This is a genomic window from Methylophaga sp. F7, from assembly GCF_056863975.1.
Window position 1 is genome coordinate 2,162,143 of sequence record NZ_CM166511.1, and the last position, 18,246, is coordinate 2,180,388.

General features: G+C 44.4%; 13 protein-coding genes. 4 read left to right on the forward strand and 9 right to left on the reverse strand.

Going from position 1 to position 18,246, the window contains the following annotated elements; translation table 11 throughout:
• The first annotated feature begins 5 nt into the window (after positions 1-5).
• The 3 genes from AC08OG_RS10850 (at position 6) to AC08OG_RS10860 (ending at position 5,212) form a co-directional block, all read left to right on the forward strand.
• Positions 6-2,438: a TonB-dependent siderophore receptor gene (locus AC08OG_RS10850; protein ID WP_482929496.1), complete on the forward strand. Its 2,433-nt coding sequence runs from the start codon at positions 6-8 to the stop codon at positions 2,436-2,438.
• A 404-nt stretch (positions 2,439-2,842) separates the two neighbouring features.
• Positions 2,843-3,775 carry an LLM class oxidoreductase gene (locus tag AC08OG_RS10855; protein WP_482929497.1) on the forward strand — a complete coding sequence of 311 codons (933 nt, stop codon included), beginning with the start codon at positions 2,843-2,845 and terminating at the stop codon, positions 3,773-3,775.
• Positions 3,776-3,937: 162 nt separating this feature from the next.
• Positions 3,938-5,212, forward strand: coding sequence for an MFS transporter (locus AC08OG_RS10860; RefSeq protein ID WP_482929498.1), 1,275 nt, complete (start codon positions 3,938-3,940; stop codon positions 5,210-5,212).
• 29 nt (positions 5,213-5,241) lie between these two features.
• On the opposite strand, the gene AC08OG_RS10865 is transcribed toward AC08OG_RS10860, so the two are convergent.
• The 5 genes from AC08OG_RS10865 to AC08OG_RS10885 form a co-directional block, all read right to left on the reverse strand.
• On the reverse strand, positions 5,242-5,424 hold the full coding sequence (locus AC08OG_RS10865) for a DUF2200 family protein (protein ID WP_482929499.1): 183 nt from the start codon (positions 5,422-5,424) through the stop codon (positions 5,242-5,244).
• 216 nt (positions 5,425-5,640) lie between these two features.
• The gene (locus tag AC08OG_RS10870; protein WP_482929500.1) at positions 5,641-7,515 is read right to left on the reverse strand and encodes a caspase family protein; all 1,875 of its coding nucleotides are present in this window, start codon (positions 7,513-7,515) and stop codon (positions 5,641-5,643) included.
• Positions 7,512-8,117, reverse strand: a complete 606-nt coding sequence (locus AC08OG_RS10875) for a hypothetical protein (protein WP_482929501.1) — start codon at positions 8,115-8,117, stop codon at positions 7,512-7,514. The genes AC08OG_RS10870 and AC08OG_RS10875 overlap by 4 nt, the downstream gene beginning before the upstream one ends.
• 75 nt (positions 8,118-8,192) lie before the next feature.
• Positions 8,193-8,906: a hypothetical protein gene (locus AC08OG_RS10880; protein WP_482929502.1), complete on the reverse strand. Its 714-nt coding sequence runs from the start codon at positions 8,904-8,906 to the stop codon at positions 8,193-8,195.
• A gap of 440 nt (positions 8,907-9,346) precedes the next feature.
• Positions 9,347-10,708 carry an MBL fold metallo-hydrolase gene (locus tag AC08OG_RS10885; protein ID WP_482929503.1) on the reverse strand — a complete coding sequence of 454 codons (1,362 nt, stop codon included), beginning with the start codon at positions 10,706-10,708 and terminating at the stop codon, positions 9,347-9,349.
• Between the two features lie 653 nt (positions 10,709-11,361).
• Here AC08OG_RS10885 and AC08OG_RS10890 point away from each other — a divergent pair.
• Entirely contained in the window at positions 11,362-11,580 is a 219-nt protein-coding gene (locus AC08OG_RS10890; RefSeq protein WP_292354007.1) for a hypothetical protein, read from the forward strand.
• Positions 11,581-11,642: 62 nt separating this feature from the next.
• Here AC08OG_RS10890 and AC08OG_RS10895 read toward each other — a convergent pair whose 3' ends face one another.
• The 4 genes from AC08OG_RS10895 to AC08OG_RS10910 form a co-directional block, all read right to left on the reverse strand.
• A complete protein-coding gene (locus AC08OG_RS10895; protein ID WP_482929504.1) occupies positions 11,643-12,380 on the reverse strand; it encodes a YcnI family copper-binding membrane protein in 738 nt (245 codons plus the stop codon).
• Between the two features lie 47 nt (positions 12,381-12,427).
• Positions 12,428-14,440, reverse strand: coding sequence for a DNA helicase Rep (gene rep, locus AC08OG_RS10900; protein WP_292354003.1), 2,013 nt, complete (start codon positions 14,438-14,440; stop codon positions 12,428-12,430).
• Between the two features lie 6 nt (positions 14,441-14,446).
• Positions 14,447-15,949: a YifB family Mg chelatase-like AAA ATPase gene (locus tag AC08OG_RS10905; RefSeq protein ID WP_482929505.1), complete on the reverse strand. Its 1,503-nt coding sequence runs from the start codon at positions 15,947-15,949 to the stop codon at positions 14,447-14,449.
• A gap of 162 nt (positions 15,950-16,111) precedes the next feature.
• The gene (locus AC08OG_RS10910; protein ID WP_292353999.1) at positions 16,112-18,238 is read right to left on the reverse strand and encodes a TonB-dependent siderophore receptor; all 2,127 of its coding nucleotides are present in this window, start codon (positions 18,236-18,238) and stop codon (positions 16,112-16,114) included.
• Positions 18,239-18,246: the final 8 nt, after the last annotated feature.

An 18,246-nucleotide genomic window follows, 5' to 3' on the forward strand; every position in this document is an offset into this window, starting at 1 on the left:
AAACAATGGTGAAACCACAACGCCACACACAACCGGGTAAAAACCGATTTAAGCCACTGGCACTTTCGATCCATCTTATTGCTGCTGCCAGCATGGGGACGTTGCTGACACTACCTGCTGCACAGGCAGAAACAACTCAGTCAGTGGCTCAAGCCACGCAACAATTTAATATCCCCGCCGGATCACTAAGCCAGGTACTGGCCCGCTTATCTGCTCAGGCCGGAATCTATCTTGTGGGTGCTTCGGAATTAGCCAGCGGCAAGAGCAGTGATGGATTGCAAGGCAACTATACCGTTGAAAATGCATTAAGCCATATTCTCAACGGCAGTGGTCTGGTCGCAGTGGCTCAAGGTGACAAAAGTTACGCTTTGCATCAAGCCAATCAGGATGATCAAAGCGTCACTTTATCGACGTTGCAGGTACAAGGTCTGGGTATGAATGGCTCGGCCGCCAATGCCTATCGGGTGGGTGATGTTTTCGCTGGCGCACTGGGAAACCTGTCAAAGCAAAATACGCCGTTTACCATTGAAACTTACTCTGAAGATTACATTGCTAATCTGCAGGCACGTTCGCTGGGTGAGTTAACCAAATTTGATGCCGCTATCAGCCTCTCATCGAATAATTTGATCACGGAAAATAACGCATTTTCGATTCGCGGCATCAATCCGGATTTCGATACCGGACAGAAACTCGATGGAATGAATTTCCGCAGCCGTGCCAAAGACCTCCCTCTGGAACACCTTGAACGCGTAGAGATTCTGAAAGGTGCGGGCGGTTTTCTGTATGGTTTTGCTGCTCCCGGCGGCATCATCAATTATGTGCTTAAACGGCCAACAGAAGAATTCAAAGCCAGTGTTTCCACACAAGTGATGGATAGCGGATTGCTAATGGCACACGGCGATGTCGGCGGTCGTGTCGGTCCAGATGATATATTTGGTTACCGTGTTAATGTGGTCAGTGAGGCTGGTGACACTTATGTCGATGACAGTGAGGCCTACCGTAAATCAGCTTCTGTTGCCGTCGATTTACGTATTACGCCGGATCTGACCTGGCAGGCAGATGCACTGATATCTGAGCGTAAAAGCTATGGTGGTTATTTTTCGATTTCCCCCAACTCCGACGGTTCTTTCACTGATCGCACAGTCAGCAATATTGTCAGTCCAATTGACGGTGATAAACGCCTGGCTCCAGAGTGGACCCGCTACGAATCGGAGCACATTACCACGGGCAGTGATTTAATTTGGCAGATTAATAATAACTGGAACAATAAACTTTCCTATCGTTATTCCACCAGCTACCGCAACCCGTTGATGCCCATTTTGTACGTGGATGGCGATGGTAACTATTCGGCTACACTTTACAATTACAACAATCTGTTCAAAAGCTATCAGACACAGAATGTGCTCAGTGGCATCATTGAAACCGGCCCTGTTACGCATAATGTGGTGGCTGGTTTATCACATACCCGCACTATTTCATCAAATAGCAGCGGTATTGGTACACTGGCTATTCCACTGGGATCGGGTAATGTATCTTCCCCTGTTGATTTCGAGCGTCCAGTTGGCCATCTTGATAAAAGTGATGCCAGCTTTAATGAGTATTCCAGAGTCACCCGTAAAGAAGTATTTCTTTCCGATACGCTGAATGTCGGCGACAGCTGGGATTTCATTATTGGGGCACGCTACGGTAGTCTTGAGGATGACTATGGCGATTATAAAGAGAGTGAAATCACCCCTTCCTTCGCAGCCATTTATCGTCCACTCGAATGGATGTCCATTTATGCCAGTTATGTAGAGGCCTTTGAACAAGGTGCCACAGCACCGAACACCGCTGCCAATGCTGGCGAGGTTTTTGAACCGTTAATCAGCAAACAGTACGAGATCGGCATCAAAGTTGAGCATGATAACTGGTCGGCCAATATGGCAGTTTTCCAGTTGCAAAAAGGCCTCACCTACGAGGATGAGAATGATGTCTTCAGCCAGGATGGTGAAGCACGTTATGAAGGTCTTGAGCTCTCCACCCGGGCCAAAATCAATGAACAATGGTTAGTGGGAGCCAGTGCAATGTGGCTGGATGCCACCAACCGAAAAACCACTGATGAAAGCCTCGAAGGAGAACCAATACAAGGTGTCGCCGACAAACAGTTCCGTTTATACAGTGAATATCAGGTGCCGAATACCCAGCTGACCTTGACCGGCGGCGCGCAATATACCAGCCAACGACCACTGGATACGGCAAACCAATGGCATGTCGGGTCAGTGACGTTGTTTGATTTGGGCGCTCGCTATGAAATTGATCTCAACAAACAACTACTGACACTGCGGCTGAACGTTGAGAACCTGACAGATAAAGCCTATTGGTTAACCTCTGCAGGCAGCTCTAGCATTGCCCAGGGCGCACCACGAACCATCAAACTGGGAGCCCAACTGGACTTTTGATATTTAAAAACCCCGGTAGTTCTCGCTGCCGGGATTTCTGCATACTATATAAGCAGGGACACACGCTAACTTAGATTATTGAGAGTCAAATCACAGAGATGTATCGGCAAATGCCTGCATCTCAACACAATATGGTGGATTTGTTACCGCTTGTGGCGTGACCGCAGGTCCAGCAAGCGTTGCGCCAGTGATATTAAGAGGTGTAACAGCAGCCATTAAGAGCATAATGGCCCAGAGAACAAAGAGCAAAAGATTGGCTTAGGTTATCTCAATTTCGAAAAAATCGAAGCGATGGTTGAGGATATTTCGTTAGATTAGGTCAAAGGGAAAGCAATCGGCTTCTTGTATGGAAAAGTACGAGGTCGAAAAATTATTTCGACAAAAATCTAGTGGAGCATGGTTACATGAAAAATGAACCGACTAATGCCAACAGCATATTTACTGAAGGAAAATTAAGTTTAGGCCTTATGTTTCCCCTTGAATCCTATCAGGGGGATGTTCCAACTATGGCCAATCAGGAGTCATTGGCTTGCTTGGCAGAAGAGGCAGGATTTTCTGCGCTTTGGTTTAGAGATGTTCCTTTGCGAGATCCCCTGTTTGGCGATGTAGGACAAATTTATGATCCCTTAGTCTATATGAGTTGGATTGCAGCACATACTAAGAGAATAAAGCTGGCGACAGGATCGCTCATACTGCCACTAAGACACCCTGTTCATCTGGCTAAATCATTAGCATCACTCAATATACTTAGCAGTGGTCGTATCGTAGCAGGTGTTGCATCAGGTGACCGACCAATTGAATTTCCAGCATTTGGGGTTGACCTAGAATCAAGGGGGCAATTGTTTAGAGAGCATTTCGAGACACTGAAAACATTGCTGTACGACACGTTACCACGGTACAACAATTCTTATGGCGTCTTGGACGGTCGAGCGGACACTCTGCCTAAGGCAAAAGAAGTGATTCCATTATTTGTCACTGGACATAGCCAACAAAGCTTAGACTGGGTTGCACAAAATGCAGATGGATGGATTACCTACCCCAGACCACTCGCAATTCATGATCGAATTGTCAAAGAGTGGTATCGAATATTGGACGAGAATAATCAACCTTTCAAACCGTTCGCACAGTCTCTCTACATAGATTTAGTTGCAGATCCTAAAACGCTGCCAACTCCCATCCATTTAGGCATTCGCACTGGGATTAAAGCGCTGTTGAATTATTTATTACATCTTAAGGGTGCAGGTGTTAATCACGTAACGATCAACCTCAAGTATGGAAAACGTCCCGCGAAAGAGGTAATTCAGGAATTGGGAGAATATATCGTACCTTCAATTTAGAAGATATTTATATCCACTCCAATGAACACACAAGGATCAGTTATAAACATAGTCCACATAAACCAAGTTTGCTGTACCCTTCCTTGAATTTGTGTAGAAAATAATCAAAATAGTGGCTTGCTGTGTTTAAACGCAGCAAGCTGTTTTCGTTCAGGAACCCCCATGTTTTTCAAAAGAGCCTTATTACCGATTTCATCGTTGTTCTTCTCTATTGCACTGTTAGCAACGGGTTACGGTTTATTGATGACCTTCATCGGCATATTCCTGAAACAGGAAGGCCTCAATGAGGGCGCCATCGGCTTAATCAATTCCGCTTTTTTCCTGGGCGCGATGTTAGCCGCAATTTTCAGTCAAAAACTCATCGTCACCGTAGGTCATGCACGCAGTTTTTCGGCTTTTTCTGCGATTATGGTCATGGCTTTTTTAGGGCACGCCTTATGGTTTGATCCCTGGTTTTGGGCCACATTGCGTTTGGTATCCGGTTTTGCCTTTTACGCCATGCTGATCGTATTAGAAAGCTGGCTCAATGAAAAAAGCTCCTCTGAAGACCGCGGCAAAATCCTCGCGATATACACCATCGTATTCTTCCTGGCATTGGCATTAGGTCAATTGCTATTAATACTGGAGATGTCATCCAATACGATTTTCATTCTGGGTTCCATTCTGGTGCTCTGGTCGCTGGTATTGGTCGCGGTGACGCGTGTCACGCAACCTGTATTAAAGCCCTTTGAACGTTACAGCATGCCAAAATTATTATCGATAGCCCCATTGGCATTGGTGGGGAGCTTTATTGGTGGAGTGTTTGTTGGCGCGTTTTACACCATGCTGCCGCTGTACGTCTTAAATCTGTTTGATCAGCCTAAGGTGGTCTCATTGTTTATGACGATTACCATTCTGGGCGGGCTGATAGCGCAATTGCCTGTTGGCATGTTATCGGATCGTTTAGGCCGTCGGAAAATGCTGGCCTGGTCTGGATTTTTCAGTGTTGGTGTTTTGCTGCTGATGCTGATTTTGCCTTTGATTTGGCGTGATAGTGTGGCGTTGCTTTATACAGTAGGATTTTTATTGGGTGTCAGTTTGTTCAGCATTTATCCCTTGAGTGTTGCCCGGGCCAATGATGTATTTGATGAAAACACCGACCTGGTTGAGATTAGCCGAACCTTATTGTTTTCGTACGGCTTTGGGTCATTTATTGCACCGTTAGTTTTGGGTTTTGTACTGGGATTTTCAGCAATCGCCTTTTTTATCGTGCTGGCGTTGTTTGCCTTGGTATTAGGCTATTACTCATTACAAAGCGAGCGAGTCTCAGAAGACCATATGAATGTCTATGTTGCCGTTCCGGCAGCATCCGGCAGCGTTCTTGCTGAAATGGATCCACGCATGGACGATCAATGGGTAGAAGATCATCGCCCTCATCCGGAGCACGCGCATAATTAATCAAGTATCTAGTCTGTTGATAGCTGGTTTTATGTCCGGAGAATCATCTCCATCGACTTGCCTTTAGCCAGCTCATCAATCAGCTTGTCCAGATAACGAATTTTCTGCATAAATGGGTCGTCGACTTCTTCAACCCGAACGCCACATACCACGCCTTTAATTAGTGAGCTATTCGGATGAATGGCTGCAGCTTGTGGAAAAAAGTTTCCCAATTCGATTTGCTGTTTTAATTCCGCTTGTTCCTAACCAGTCAGCCAGCAAATGATTTGATCAACTTCCTGTTTTGTTCGTTTTTACGTTCAGCCTTTTGAATATACAGCGGATAAAGCTTTGCAAATGGAATTGTGAAGATAGGATGTTTAACCATTTTCAGCCCAAAATAACGTTGGTCTCATTTCAAGTTTGCTGACCCCTTTATTCATTACGCATTAAAGCATTAGAGGAATACGGTCAGGCTGGACAAAGGAGCTAGCAACACAGGAAAATCTTTCAATAGGGGTTAAGGAAGAAAGATCACCTTCTGTGTATTTATCAAAATGCTCCTTAACGATATCGTTGAATTCTTTGCAGGTCCAAAAATTAGACCCACATCGAAGAACAATATTGAATCCATTTTCTATGACTTTCTCTCCAAACTGGCTAATATCATTTGGAATAAAGAGGTGGAAATTATGTCTATCGAGAACATGCAAAACTGAATCCACATCTTCACCTATGCCATAGGCATTGGCCTGCAGCAATAATGAAGCGCCCAGACTATCCGGATTAGACCTGTACTCTATGTGCACATTACTCTGTGAATATCTTTGAATTAGAAATTTTGACGTATTTTCAGGGGGTAAATTAAGTGACGCTACTTGTCCTGAGCAACCAATGTAGTCGCACACATAGGAGACAAGAAAGTCTTTAACCTGATCTCCTTTTCCTAAACCATGATAAATCCCAAAGAACGAATGTAAGTACGGAGCCTGCTCCTCAGATATCACCATAAGATGGCTACCATAGTCCTTACGAACAACATCAAGGAATTCTGTAATTTTTCCGATTGATCCCTCATCAACCAATAGTAACTGCGAGAAATACCCAACTAGTTTTGATAGTCTGATTGGTAAATAGTAATAATTTGATAGCACGTCAAAGCCTGCACCATCCTTATATATTAAGTAGTATTTATCTTCTTGAAGGTTTGACAAAGTATCATCTAGCAATCTAACGCTATAGATCCTGAATAAATCCATGAATTCAGAAAAGGCTAATTGGGCTTTCTCGTCTGATAAGTAAGGGATAAGGGCTGTGGAAATAGCATTGATCAACTCAAGCTGCTTGAAATTGCATTCAGGACTAAATTTTTCTATAAATCGATAACCAACACCTTTTAACAAGGTTATTAGATCGTCAATATTATCCACGGATTCTCCAGCGGATCTAATTACGTCTAAAAATTCACGAACACCTTCAGTGTCATCTAGTCCATCATATAAATTCCAAAGATGATCTTTAAAATTCAGAAGCACCATTCCGACCCTTGACGCTGGAGGAATAAACGAAAAGTCATGGGTTGAAATTGTGTCATCTTGACTATGATATGGATTCTTAGAAAATATGCTTGGTCCGTAAAGATTCATACCCCATGAAGAAGGGGTCTGATCTCTTCCTTCTTCTATAAATTTCGTCGAGATTACACGGCATAAATTTACGAGATCTAGAAATTCCACATCTGAATTAACTTTTTCTCTTCCAGTAATTAGATTGATTAGACTACCTGTTAGTACACCTTGACCTGCGATCTCACCGGCATACTCATCTGAGGCAGCTGCTGCTAAAATTGAAATACCAAAAGAGCCTTTAGCCCCCATGAGATCGGGTTTTATCAACGACAATAAATCATTAACTAACCCAGCGGTGTTGCAAGCGTCAATTATTAGATTTACGTGTTTAACTTTTGAAGAGGAAATTATTCTAAAAATATCGGTTAGAGACAGTCCAGTAAAACTCATTCGATCGGTTCTAGTCTCGTTTAAGCACAGGTAATACGTGCCACCAATCACCCCACCGTGCCCAGCGAAGAATAATGTAAAAATATCCGGACATTCTTTATCGAATAAAACCTCCTCGAGCGTTCTCTTAACATCGCTTATAACTGGAGACTTAAGCAAATAGGAATTTTCTTTTTCGTATATCGAGTACTCTGAGTTGACTAAGGCATCATAAACAGCTGAGGCATCATTTTCAGCACCGGCCAAATCATCAAATGTATTACTTTGGTATTTATCACAACCAATAGCGACTAAATAAGCCTTCATATATCTATACCTTTGTACCTATTTAGTCTAACTTTCTCTTTTTTAAGCGCAGCCTCGGATTTCTCTTGCTTTATTCTTTCAACTTCTGCATGAAACTCTTCATCCTGGGCTTCCAAAGACTGCATTAGAGGTTCCGCAGCACCAGGACCAACGTGAATTTGAGGAAGTTCTACTTGACCATTTTTGTTAACGCTAAACTCAACTTTTTTCAGCATTTCTAAAAACGCCTCGGCCTGGGATGCATGTTCTTTTTGATTTACGGTATTCCCAACTTTGTCGCAACTTTCGCTTATCGTACGAAACATTCCCTGCATAGTTTGAGAGGTGAAGCCTTCAATAAAGGTATTAAGGAATTGAAAAAACTGGTTAATGTCGTTTCTAATAAGATCTTCGTATCCAATGCTTAGTTCGACACCAGCCTCTTTGAATGATGACTCTTCTGTCCCATCTTCTCTAACCGTCAGCCAGCTTCTGCCATGTTGAAAGCTATGCATATTATCTTTAGAAACATATTGAGAAATTTTCTCTCTATGAGCTCTTACAGCCACCTCAAGTAAAGATTTTCCAAACTCTTTTGATTCAGACTTATATGAAAATGGCATATGACTCTCCTTAAGTGGAAACATAACGCCGCCAACACGCGCTTGTAACGTGCTTGGCTTTGTTATGTTTATTTTCTAAAAATTTGGAGCGCTAATGAACTGAACAAATGCATCGCCCAGCCCCGTTGTTCTTTTAGACAACATCTCCTGTAAAGTCATTGTTGTCCCAAGCCCATCTGTAGAAATAAGTCCTCTTTGATATAGATCTTTCCAGATAACACCATAAAAGCCTGAACGCCCTCTAAGCTCAGGAAATGCGTGCTCGATAACTTGGGTTAGCCCCCCCATATTCCAGCCATCCGGGAAAGGAAGCTGGTGCTCAGCCGCCCACCGATTCGGGTCCTGAAAAAGACTCAGAAAGGCAAGATGCCAAACAGTACAGACATCTACCAAGTTCAGAAATATCTGCTGTAAAGAATCATCTGGTGCTCCAGGCAGAGCAGAGTTTATTACGGCGTTTCTAAGGGCCTCAATCTTTTCAGACTGATGATTCTTTAAGGCGACATTGCTGGCATGCACGAGTGTGGTGAAAAATTTTTCATTTTCTTGAAGAGCCCCTTCAGTTATCGCACCTTTTTCATAAAGGTCGTTTATTGCATCTGTAACTTGCCGCATCCATTTGGTCTTTCTTCGAGCCATAGGAGGCTCAATAATTTCAGAAAAGGCTTCAACCAGCGCTGTCCCCATGATCGGCACGCCACCAAGAAGAGCTCTTGTCGCTCGATGCGCCTTTTCACCATCTGGCTCTACGGCCGGATCGATTAAATCCTTGTCAATCTTCTTAGCCAAAATTCCCCCTCGAAACATAACAGTCTGCTAATGAGGTCTGCGACCTCATAATAATTATTAACGTGAATGGCTTATAAATATGAAGACTCAAATTCATGCCATATAACATATTGAAATATTTTATTTTTTTCAGGTAGAGTTTTACTGAACTCATCAATCGTGAATGATTAACAATTAATTTTTTGCCCGAATAGGCTTTGAGCGAGGTTGGTTTGAACTGGATATCCATATCGGCCTCAAAATGAGAGATAGCTCACAATTTATATGGTTTTGTGAATTAAAACAAACCTTTGATTTATTTGAAATATAACGATGACTCGAAGATTTGAATTTGATTCAGACGAATTCATTAGCTGCCATAAAGTGCACCGGTAATTCAAAATTTTTCTCCGTGCCCTTTGTTGTGTCTCTGTGATTAATTTTTGAAAGCTGATGAGTTATCAAATATCAACTTCCTCAAACAGTTCTGGCACTTCAGCATCCCAGCCGAATTTTTCGGTGATGTGTTTACGCATGGTATCGCTGGCGACGACTTCACCGTGGGTGACGTAAACTTTATCGGGCTTGAGGTTGCCCTGCTCTAACCATGTCAGGATTTCTTTATAGTCACCATGAGCAGACATGGAATCCAGGTTATGGATTTCAGCTTTTACCGGCCAGTAAGCACCGTGGATTTTGACGGATTGAGCCCCATTCACCAACGCATCACCACGGGTGCCTGGAGCCTGGAAGCCCGCGAAGACAATACTGTTACGTGGATTAGGTAATAAGGTTTTAAGGTGATGCAAAACACGACCGCCAGAGGCCATACCGCTTGCGGAAACAATCACACACGGGTAGCGCATGGTATCCAGTTCGATGGCTTCCTCAACCGTGCGGATGTACTGAGTTTGAGCATCAATCAGCGCGCACTGGCTTTGGTCCAGCTTATGTTCTTTGTGGTGCTTGATGAAAGTCTCCGTGGCCTTGATAGCCATCGGGCTGTTCAGGTAGACCGGCATTTCGGGGATTTTGCCTTTTCCCATCAGTTTATGCACCACATACAACAGCATTTGTGCTCGACCAACAGCAAAAGCAGGCATCAGCGTGATACCACCACGGGCTGCGGTTTTGGTAATGATTTCTGCAAGTACCGCTTCGGGATCTGATTCACCATGGAGGCGATCACCGTAGGTGGATTCGCATACCAGTACATCTGCGTGCTGCAGCGGTTCCGGTGGACGCATGATAATGTCATTTTGTCGCCCTACATCACCCGAAAATACCACTGTTCGGTCTGAAGCTTTGTGATGAACATGCACACAGGATGAGCCCAGAATATGCCCCGCGGGGGTAAAGCTGACTTCAAAGCCTTTTACCGGCTCAAATGTCTCATGGTAATGCAGGGATTCGAAGTGTTTTAATGCTTCTCTGGCATCTTTTTCAGTAAATAACGGTTCAGGGCTCTGGTGTTTTGAGAACTTCTTTCGAGCAGCATATTTGGCATCTTCTTCTTGGAGATAACCAGCATCTGGTAACAACACATTGCACAGTTCGTGGGTGGCCTTAGTGCAGTAGATTTTACCTTTGAAGCCGTTCTTCACCAGTGCCGGCAGATAGCCGGAATGATCGATATGAGCATGTGTGAGTACCACGGCATTGATAGTTGAAGGATCTATAGGAAACGGTGCCCAGTTACGCCGTCGCAGTGTTTTCACTCCTTGATACAAACCACAATCCACCAGTAAACGGTGGTTATCATCAGAAAGTAGATAGCGGGAGCCGGTTACTGTACTGGTACCACCGAGAAAGCGAAGTTTCATATGCGTGTGATCCTTGTCTGGCAAATGCTGTTTTAGCTAGAGAACAAGTTTACTGGGGTTAAACATTCAAACAGTTGATATGGGTCAAATCTTTGGTGACTTCTGCTTTCCCAATCTTACCAGAGACGCAACTTATCAGAGGACTGCCTTTAAGTTGGAAGACCACCTACATTGACCATCTAAATTAAAAGGTTCGGTAAAGACTGGAATATTGAGATCTCTTTAATGTAGTAGGGATGTATCGATAGTGAAGCTTATTTTCTCTGCGCCCTTTGAGTCTCTGTAGTTAATTTCTAAAAGTTAATGCGTTATTAAATACCGGACAAAAATGCCCTGTTTATTTAAAATCAAAAAGTCAGAATTAATTGAAAGTAAGGTTGGCAATAGTCATGGGCAGATTTGAATGAACATAATTCAGGATCGTCTTAACTCATGTTCTTGTATTTTTGTTTATATACGTTACTGTAGAAAACACTAAAGCATTTCAATTCTGTAAATCTCTAAGCAGGTTATGCGTAAGGCGAATTCATTTTTCACCTTGAGATACTGTTAGCCACATTGAATGGTTACCCCCTGCAAATTATCGCGTTAGTCATTCCAGTCTTGCAATTGCTGCAAGATATCTTCTTTAACTACCTTAAGGAAATAACCTAATGACACTACAACAAAACCATGGAGAAAGCTCAGTGAGTATCTCCACTATTATCGCCGCTTCTAAAAAGTCTGAATATGAGGACAAAGAAGATGAAAAATCACCTCAGGTTCCAAACCCTTCGAAAGGAACCTATCAGCCGGCTGATGATCCGGATGAGGATAAACAAAAAGAGGCTGAAGATGCACCGCCTATGCCGCAGCCGCCTACTCCTCCATAATGCATAAAAAAAGGGCCCACTTTAAATTAAAAACTGGGCCCTTTTTATTCAGTCAGAGAGAATTAATGGTGATGATGGTCACCAGTGCCATCAACCACTTTGACAAACGGTGCGGGGTGTTGCAACGTGGATTGTCCATGTCCTGAATGGGCTGAATGATCCATTTTATCGGTTGAGTCCGTCATATCCATCTGATGACCATGGTGATGTTGATCGGCTTTTGCCTGCTCATCGTCGCTTGAAATTTCTGATTTTTTCGCTTGATCATTTTGATGCTCTTTATCAAGCCCTTCCATTTCTTCCATCAGATCAATCACGGATTGGGGACCAGTTTCGGGCATGGTTTTTTTGACCGGTTCCACGTCAGCAATTTGATCCCAATACAGTTCACCTGCTTCACATTTCTGAATAACTGGGAAATACAGCACGCTGGTAGCTCCAACGCCGACCCGGCCCCGGAAAATAAACTCATCAAAATGAATATCGTGTAATGAATTACCCGACCAGGTGATCTGTCTTACTGCTTCGGTTATCTCAATCCCATCCTTAAAGAAGGGTCGTTCAACAGGTTTTTTAACAATTTCAAGCTGCCAGCCTGCTTTGGGCATGGGTTGTACAAATTGCAGACCTTCGGGAATATCGACGGTAATGGAGCTAGTGGACGAACCATCACAGCCTGCTGTTACGGTGAGTATACCTTTGTAATAGCTGCCACTTTCGGCCTGAGTCTGTTCCAGAAACACTTGAGCATTTGCCAGGCCAGGAATCATCATCGCCAGGTACAGAAGTTTTGTTTTCATATTTACCGCCTTAGTCGTATCCGCTAATAGGTTATACAACCTATGTGTTACTTAAGCATATCGCGAATATTGGATAAATGGGCTTTGCCACGCTCTTTTCGCTCTTCTGGATCGACCTGTGTTTTTTCGGTCATCCAAATCAAGTCTTCTGGTGGTAATTCGCGAAGAAAACGACTCTCTTCACAATCCACCTTTTCGCCATAACGTTTGCGGGTGTTTGCCAGCGTCATTACCAGGCTGCGTTGTGCCCGGGTGATGCCAACATACGCCAGACGCCGTTCTTCTTCGATGGAATCCTCTTCAATACTGGTTCGATGTGGCAGGATTTCTTCTTCCATACCGACAATGAATACATGTGGAAATTCCAGCCCTTTAGCAGCATGTAACGTCATCAGATGCACTGCATCGGACTGATTTTCATCCGCCTGACGGTCCATGATATCCATCAATGTTAAACGTGCAGCAATATCACCTATTGATTTTTCTTCGGTGTCCTGATCAATCATCCGTTCGATCCAACTGACCAGTTCATCGACATTTTCCATACGACGATTGGCTTTATTTGGATCGCCGCTGACTTCTTCCAGCCAGCCGCGGTAATTGATTTCCTCGATCATATCTTTGATCGCGTCCAGCAGATTGCCACGAGCAGCGCGATCAGCAATATCAATCAGCCAGCGGGTAAAGACTTCCAGATTCTGCACTGATTTAGCTGGCAGGCTTTCCGCCAAGCCCATTTCAAAACAGGCTCCGAACATACTGGTGTTACGTTTGGCGGCGTATTCACCAAGCGCCTGCAAGGTGGATGAACCGATACCGCGACGTGGTGTGTTAATCACCCGTAAAAACGCATTATCGTCATCCTGATTGGCCAGCAGACGCAGATAGGCCATGATGTCTTTGACTTCGACCCGCGAGAAAAACGAGGTGCCACCAGTCAAAAAATACGGCACATTATGTTCACGTAACACTTTTTCCAGCGAGCGGGATTGATGATTACTGCGATACAAAATCGCATAATCCTTGAAACTCGCCTGGTGTTTGAGCTTGTGATATAGCAGCTCGGAAATGACTTTTTCCGATTCATGCTCGTCATCACGACAGCCAATGATCCGAATGGCATCGCCCTCACCCATCGCGCTCCATAATCGCTTTTCAAACACGTGAGGGTTATGGCTGATAAGTTTATTGGCAACTCGCAGGATACGGCCCATGGAACGATAATTCTGTTCCAGTTTAATCAGATTTAATCGGGGAAAGTCCGTTTGCAACTGCACCAGATTTTCAGGGCGTGCGCCACGCCAGGAATAAACTGATTGATCATCGTCCCCTACCACGGTGAGCTTTTCACGAATCCCCACCAATTGTTTGACCAGCTCGTATTGGCAGCCGTTGGTATCCTGATATTCATCCACCAGCAGATAATGAATTTTCGCCTGCCATTTCTGCAACACATCACGATGTTCGCGAAATAGAATCACTGGCTTTAAAATCAGGTCATCAAAATCCACAGCGTTATAGGCCTGCAATGCCTGCACGTAACGTGGGTAAACCCTGGCAGCAAATTCCTCTTGAGCCCCATCAGCAATCTGGGCGGCTTGTTCGGGCAGAATCAGCTGGTTTTTCCAGTTTGAAATCAGATTTTGTACTTCCTGGGCATGATCGCTGTCAGCCGCGAAATCGCGTCCCATCAGATCGCGAAAAACTGCCAGTGAATCTTGCGCATCAAAAATGGAAAAACCGGGACGATAGCCTAATGATTTGCCATCACGACGCAGGATGTTCAATCCCAGCGTATGGAAAGTGGAGACCATCAAACCCCGCGCTGAGGCTTGTCGGGTAGACATCAACTCCGCAACCCGCTCCTTCATCTCACGGGCTGCTTTGTTGGTAAAGGTAACGGCGGCGATATTGCTGGCTTTGATGCCGCATTGCTCGATCAGATAGGCAATCTTACGGGTAATAACCCGCGTCTTGCCACTGCCGGCACCAGCTAACACTAACAACGGTCCATCGATGTAACGCACAGCTTCCCGCTGTTCCGGATTGAGATCTTTCACTAAATATTAATTCGCTGTGTCGAGGCGTCGATAGCCGATGGCTTCTGTTAAATGAACTGTTTGAATGTCAGGTGAACCGGCCAAATCAGCAATGGTGCGGGCCACTTTTAAAATACGATGATAGGCACGGGCCGACAGACCAAAACGGCTGATGGCTTTTTCTACTAATTGAAAATCCTGATCTGACAAGGTGCAAAAAACCTCTAGTTCTTTATGTTGCAGGGACGCATTGGCTTTATTGGCACGCTCCAGTTGAATCTGTCGTGCCTGAATCACTCGCTGACGAACCACTTCACTGGATTCCGGCGGGACATCATCAGGCTGAGGTCGCAACAGTTTTTTATCCACTGCCGGCACCTCCATCAACATATCAATGCGATCCAATAACGGGCCGGAGATCTTACCACGGTAGCGTCTGACTTGCTCTTCTGTGCAATGACATCTTGCCTGCCCCAGATAACCACAAGGACAGGGGTTCATTGCGGCAACCAATTGAAATTTAGAGGGAAATTCCGCTTGATTAGCGGCGCGGGAAATAGTTATTTTCCCAGATTCAATTGGCTCACGTAAAACTTCTAATACTTTACGATCAAACTCCGGTAACTCGTCAAGGAACAGCACACCTTGATGAGCCAGCGAAATCTCGCCCGGTTTAGGCTGGCTGCCTCCACCGACTAAGGCCACAGCAGAAGCGGTGTGATGTGGCGCCCGAAAAGGACGCTGCATCCAGTTTTCTACCTCAAATCCGGCAGACGATATTGAATGAATAGTCGCCGTTTCAATCGCTTCCTGCTCAGTCATCGGCGGCAGGATTCCTGGAAGCCGACTAGCCAGCATAGTTTTTCCGGTTCCGGGCGGACCAGCAAAAAGTAGACTATGTGATCCAGCAGCTGCGATTTCCAATGCCCGTCTGGCAGATGCCTGGCCACGCACATCTGCTAAATCGGCATAATTATTTTGACTATGTTTCTGTTGATTTATATTGGTCGATAAACGCAATTGGTCATGCAAATGTGCACAGACTTCCAACAAGCTCTTAGCAGCAAAACTCTCACCCTGTTCAGTCAGCGCCGCCTCTTCAGCATTCTCAAACGGCACCATTAATTGTCGGTTAGCCTCAGATGTGGCTAATGCAGTTGGTAATACACCGCGAACACCACGCAGTTCACCGGTAAGACCGAGTTCACCGATAAACTCCATATTACTTAATGATTGCACCGGAATTTGATTGGAAGCCGCCAGAATTCCCAAAGCAATCGGCAAATCAAATCGCCCACCCTCTTTAGGCAAATCAGCTGGAGCCAGATTGATGGTTATACGTTGCTGAGGAAAAGTGAACTGAGAGTTAATCAACGCCGATCGAACGCGATCCTTGCTTTCCTTCACCGCCGTTTCCGCCATACCCACAATCGACAAACTGGGCAGACCATTGGAAAGATGTACTTCAACCGTCACTGCCTGAGCATAAATACCGGTCAAAGCACGACTGTAAACCGTGGCAATACTCATATTCCTTCCCTGGAAAATTAGTGTAAATCGATTCTAGACGATTAGCGCTATGTAATGAAGACCAATCCCGGCTTAATCAAACCTGGTTATCAGTTTCCTATATCAACAATAAAAAGAGGCCAGACATTGTTAAATGTCTGACCTCTTGATTAGCTGATGGATTTACCAGTTATAGTTAACTGTAGCCAGGACTTCGCGGCCCGGATTGTAATAATTGGCCGTACCGGATCCCACTACGTGTTGCTCATCAAACAAGTTACGTACATAAACCGTTAAATCGGTATTTTGGTAAAACTCGTAACTGAATGAAGAATCAACCAATGTAGCTGAATCGCTCTTTGCTGAATTCACTGCATCGAAGTAGTACGAGCCAGTATAACGAACGCCAAGGCCCAAACTCATATCCCGAGCAGGAAATGTGTAATGCCCCCAAACCGATGCCATTTGTTTTGGTGCAGATGTAAACTCATTGCCTTTAATAGAAGAGCCATCACGTAAGGTGCCGCTTACTACTTCTGTCTCCATGTAAGAATAAGCACCGGTTAAGCTGAAACTATCGCTTAATTCTACTTTGGCCTCTAAATCCAGCCCTTTTACTCTTGATTCACCAATAGTCTCCCGTTCAATCGATCCATTTTCTTGAACAACAGCGATAGTGACATCGTCTTTAGTAAGATCATAGATAGCCATTGAGTAAAGCGCGTTAGAACCAGCAGGAGCAAATTTCAGACCCACTTCATATTGCTTACCACGCTCTGGTTTTACACCAATTGATGGAGGAGCAACCGATTCAACCATACTGATATAAGTGGAAACCTCGTCTGTAACTTTATAGGTTAGCGCGCCACGCAATGATGTTTCAGTTAAATTATCCGACTTTTCGAATCCGGTAATATCCGTACTTGAAAGATCCATGTGATCAGTACGAACTCCAGCCGTAACAATAAAACGCTCAGCAAATGACAGGTTTTGTTGTAGGAAAATAGACTCCGTTGTGTAATCCTGATCATTTGCACTATATGGTGCTGGAAGACTCGATATACCGCTATAAACTGGATTGGCAATATTAATAGGTGCGACTACATTCGGGTCATAAATACTACTATCTTCGGTAGATGCATCACGATACTCAACACCAATAAGCGTACTTGTATCAAAGTGCTCAAAGCGAGCATCATATTGCACAATTGCGTTACCTATTAGCTCCTGAGCTTGGCTGTCTGTCCCAAAATAAGCTCTGTTTGCACCTGCGGCGCTTGAAGTGCCTGTCAAATAAGCATAACCAAAATCATCAGTTAAATCGCTATAGCGTAAATTAGCGCGAACAATAAAACCGTTATCAAAGTCATGGCTGAACATGCCGGTTATGCTGGTGCGTTCTACTTCCTGAGAATTGAAATCGGGTTCTCCATAAAACTCATCGCGGTCATACTCCCTGTCTTTAGGATAACCACCACTGTTAGGCGTACTATCGCGATTCAGGTAATCCAATAATAATGTCGCAGAGGTGAAATCAGTTGGCTCCCAGGTAATGCCGCCCATAAAGAACTCATTATCGTCTTTGGAATAATCGTATTCGCGTTCACTGTCCTGAAATTTACCGGTAAAGCGGTAAGCGAGCGTTTTGTCTTCGTTTAAGGTGTCACCGACATCAAGACCGACCTCTTTGTGGTCAAATGAACCATAACGGGCATAACCGCTGCCAAACTGCTCAAATTTTGGCGTTTTGCTGACAAAATTGACCGATCCACCCGGATCAGCAGCCCCAAACAAAGTTGAGTTAGCACCACGCAACACTTCAACACGCTCAAAGGCATAGGCATCTTCACGCACACCTCGCATTGATCCTAAGGTCAGACCATCGCGATATGTTGTCGCTGAAAAGCCGCGGATCTGGAAATAATCATTACGATCATCCGTACCGTAATAATCCGTGATAATGCCAGGCGTGTATTGCAACACTTCTTCTGTAGTGCTCGCATGGCGTTGCTCAATTTCTTTTTCGGTAATCACTGAGACAGAAGCAGGTGTATCCAGAATACTGGTCGCTACTTTTCCACCCACCGAAATTTCCTGAGCGACGATTGAATTTGCATCATCGTCAGCCATGGCTTGAGTATTAACGATGATTGGGGCAAACCGATAGACTTCTTTATCGCTTTCTTCCTGTGCATTCACGTTAAGAGACACAGCAACTAATGGAGTACATAGGAGAAGAGCAGCAGTATGACGTTGGGACTTAGTGTTTAAAGCTTTTAACGGGATTTTTTTATTATCAATGCGAGACATTTATCTTC